Source organism: Methanoregula sp. (assembly GCF_002835825.1).
Classification (GTDB): Archaea; Halobacteriota; Methanomicrobia; order Methanomicrobiales; family Methanospirillaceae; genus Methanoregula.
On record NZ_PIZH01000244.1, the window covers coordinates 1 to 3,507 of the forward strand.

At 61.9% G+C, this 3,507-nt stretch carries 5 protein-coding genes; 4 read left to right on the top strand and 1 reads right to left on the bottom strand.

All coding sequences use genetic code 11. From position 1 onward, the window contains the following. Positions 1–56: 56 nt before the first annotated feature. A complete protein-coding gene (locus tag CW742_RS09050; protein WP_292419417.1) occupies positions 57–227 on the bottom strand; it encodes a hypothetical protein in 171 nt (56 codons plus the stop codon). 207 nt (positions 228–434) lie between these two features. Here CW742_RS09050 and CW742_RS09055 point away from each other — a divergent pair, with 207 nt between their 5' ends. The 4 genes from CW742_RS09055 to CW742_RS09070 all read left to right on the top strand — a co-directional run. After that, on the top strand, positions 435–1,508 hold the full coding sequence (locus tag CW742_RS09055; protein WP_292419420.1) for a radical SAM/SPASM domain-containing protein: 1,074 nt from the start codon (positions 435–437) through the stop codon (positions 1,506–1,508). Next, positions 1,505–2,002 carry an Lrp/AsnC family transcriptional regulator gene (locus CW742_RS09060; RefSeq protein ID WP_292419424.1) on the top strand — a complete coding sequence of 166 codons (498 nt, stop codon included), beginning with the start codon at positions 1,505–1,507 and terminating at the stop codon, positions 2,000–2,002. Before CW742_RS09055 ends, CW742_RS09060 begins: the two co-directional genes overlap by 4 nt. Continuing rightward, the gene (gene ahbB / locus CW742_RS09065) at positions 1,999–2,487 is read left to right on the top strand and encodes a siroheme decarboxylase subunit beta (protein WP_292419427.1); all 489 of its coding nucleotides are present in this window, start codon (positions 1,999–2,001) and stop codon (positions 2,485–2,487) included. The genes CW742_RS09060 and ahbB overlap by 4 nt, the downstream gene beginning before the upstream one ends. Beyond that, positions 2,484–3,507: radical SAM protein (locus tag CW742_RS09070; protein ID WP_292419429.1), on the top strand; the 1,024-nt coding region annotated here is incomplete at its 3' end. The genes ahbB and CW742_RS09070, both read left to right, overlap by 4 nt.

The following is a 3,507-nucleotide window of genomic DNA, read 5'->3' on the forward strand; positions in this document are numbered from 1 at the left end:
CGGACTCCCGGTGTGTGGTCCGGTGTGCACAGAGTGAGATGAGTGCGTGACAGTGTTCACTGGCAGGGCAGGGGATTTCCCGGCTCACCTCCGATGCGGTTCTTTACAATGCTGATAGTGTTGCTGAGTCCGGTGCTGACCGGTGCAGTGCGATTTGTGGGCGCAGCGGACTGCAGGCTCCGGATGGAACTGACCGATCCGAAGGGCTCGTGTGCGAGTATATCCATGGTGTTTCTCCTGTGCAGATCGCATTCCCTGTGGCTGGAAGCGTCTGCCAACTACAACTCTCCTGTTAGGTCGTGATCAAGGGTAGCCGAACGGGATGAGGGGCGGTGAAATTTTCCGAATGATTCTGCTGGAAGACGAAAAGAGGTACAAACCAAATCTTTATTGCCCGTTTTCCACAAAATGAAGCGGGTGAAAGGACGGATACTGTGAACGGGACGGCTGCTGCACCACGGATCATCTCGTGGAATATCACGCTCCGGTGTCCCCTCAAATGTTCCCACTGTTACGTCGATGCAGGGGAAAAAGAAGCGGAGGGCGTACTCTCTTATAATGAGGCCTGCTCCGTCATCGACCAGATTCGCAGGACCGGTACTCCCGTTGTCGTCCTCTCCGGGGGCGAACCCCTGATGCGGGACGACTTGTGCTCAATCGCCCGCTATGGTACGGAGCGTGGGCTCCGGATGGTGCTCGGCACGAGCGGGTACCTCCTCGACCGGGCCATGGCAGCACGGCTCAGGGAATCCGGTATCCGGGCGGCAGCGATCAGTCTCGACTCGGCCGATCCGGCTACTCACGATGCCCTGCGGGGCACTCCCGGCGCCTGGGAGATGGTAGTTGCCGCCATCAGGAACTGTCGTGACGAAGGGCTTGGCGTACAGATCAACATGACCGCGGTACGGCCGGTAGCTGCTGATGTGGAATCAGTTGTAGCGCTGGGAAGGGATCTCGGTGTGAAGGACTACCAGGTCTTCTTCCCGGTCCCGACCGGGCGGGCCGCGAAAGGAGGGGATCTTTCCCCGGTTGCATACGAGAACGTGATCCGTGAGGTCCTCTTGCGGTACCGCGACAGCGATATCAACCTCCGGCCCACCTGCGCACCGCAGTTCCGCCGGATCGCCGACAGCCTTGGGATCAAAAATCCGCAGTGGGGCCGCGGCTGCATTGCCGGCATCACCTATTGCCGCATCTATGCAAACGGGGATGTAACCCCCTGCCCCTACCTTCCCGTGAGCGCCGGTAACGTGAGGACGACCCCGTTTGATAAAATCTGGGCGGACTCGCCGGTCTTTGCTGCTCTGAGAAAACCCGCTCTGCTGACCGGCAAGTGTGGGCGGTGCGAATACCAGCCGGTCTGCGGCGGCTGTCGGGCCCGGGCCTGGCGGGGAAGCAATCGTGTATCGCCCCGCTGGTGCGACGGACTGGAGAAGCCTGCTACGGTCACGGGCGAACTCTGTGCGGAAGACCCGTGGTGTCCGTACGAGCCGGGAGGTGCATCGTGAAGGAAGGACTGCCCGTTGACCGGACCGATCTTGCGCTCCTTGAATGCCTCCAGGACGACCTGCCGCTGGTGCCGCGGCCCTGGCAGGTGATAGCGGAGAAGCTGGGAATTACCGAAGACGTGCTGCTGGAGCGGCTCCGGAGACTCACCGAAGCCGGGATCGTACGGGGGATATCGCCGGTGCTTGAGTCCCGGCCGCTCGGCCTCTCCGCTGCCACGCTCGTCGCTTTCCAGGTTCCGGAGGACAGGATTGACGAAGTTGCCGCAGTTGTCAGCAGCTGCCCGGAGGTATCGCACAATTTCCGGCGGGAGGACCCCATCAACCTCTGGTTCACCATCACGGCAAAGGATCGCGCAGCCGTTGACCGCGTCCTTAAGAGAATTCTTGAAACATCCGGTGTTCCGGAGACGGATGTACTGGACCTGCCTACCGTGCGCCGGGTCAAGATCGATGTACGGTTCCGGTTCAGCCGGCCCGAAGGAGAGGATGTATGATGGATCCGGTAGACAAACAGTTGATCGGAGTGCTGGAGGAGGGGCTGCCGCTCGTGGCAGCGCCCTTTGCAGGTATCGGGAGCCGGCTTGGCATTTCCGAGCGGGACGTGATCGATCGTATCAGTGCCCTGCGGCAGGGGGGTGTGATCCGGAAGTTCCGGGCCCGGATCGACCAGCGAAAGCTCGGGATCACGGCCAATGCGCTCGTAGCCTGGAAAGGCCCCCGCGATTCACATGACGACCTGGGACCCCGGCTCGCCGCATTCCCTTCAGTAACGCACTGCTATGAACGCCGGCCAGTGCCGGGCCGGTGGGAGTATACCCACTACACTGTTCACCATGGGTACAGCAGGGGTGAGGTCATTTCCGAAATCGAACGGATTGCCCTTGAGATCGGGTGCCCGGAGTTCCGGGTCCTCTTTTCCACCCGCGAGTACAAGCGCGTGCCCAATGTCCGGATCAACGAGAACGGGGGCGGCGGATGAACCGGATCACCCAGTGCCTCCACGGCAGGGGGACGGTGAGCAGCGTGATGCGCCACCGTCACCGCCCGCAGGGAGAGGTGCCCAGTACCCTTCTCGCGTTCACGGGAATGTACCGTCCGGTCGTCTTCTGGAACATTACCGACCGGTGCAACCTCTCCTGCACCCATTGCTACAATGCCTCGGGGCCCGCGAGTCCCACGGAGGGGGAACTGACGACCGCAGAGGCGATGGGGGTGATCGATGACCTCGCGGCAATGGGTGTCCCGCTCATCCTCTTCACCGGGGGGGAGCCTCTCCTGCGGGACGACCTCTTCGATCTTGCACAGCATGCCAAAAAGAAGGGCCTGAAGATGGCCCTCAGCACGAACGGGACGCTCATCACGGGGGATATGGCGGGTAGGATCCGCGATGCCGGCATCGAGTACGCCGGGATCTCGCTTGACGGTGCAACAGCCGCTACTCATGACCGGTTCCGGAACTGCAGGGGTGCCTTTGATGCAACCCTTGCCGCGTTCTCCGCCTGCAAAAAGGCCGGGCTCCGGTGCGGCGTGCGGGTTACGCTGACACGGGAGAACCTCCCTGAACTGGAGGAACTCATCGATCTCTCGATCCGGATCGGGGCCTCCCGGTTCTGCCTGTACTGGCTCGTTCCCGCAGGCAGGGGAAGCGGGGCGTATGACCGGCTCCAGCTGGGCAAAAAGGAGGTTGAGGGGGCACTCTCCCTCCTGTACCGGAAAGCGCAGGAGACCGACCCGTCAGTCATGGAGTTTTTGACCGTGGACGCACCCCAGGACTGCATCCATTTACTCGCCTCCATGGAGCGCGATCGCTCTCCCGATCTTGACGACGCAAAAGAGCTGCTCTCGTCGCTCAACGGGGGGTGCAGTGCCGGCACCCGCGTGGCGAACATCGATGCACAGGGTAATGTCTGGCCCTGCCAGTTCGCCCGTTCGCGTGAGTTCCTTATCGGTAATGTTCGGAACCGGCCCTTCAGCACCCTCTGGGCTGAGCAGGAGAATC

Excerpts from the sequence above, each read along its gene's own strand:
- CW742_RS09050 (WP_292419417.1), bottom strand. The coding sequence starts at position 227 with ATGGATATACTCGCACACGAGCCCTTCGGATCGGTCAGTTCCATCCGG.
- ahbB (WP_292419427.1), top strand. The coding sequence starts at position 1,999 with ATGATGGATCCGGTAGACAAACAGTTGATCGGAGTGCTGGAGGAGGGG.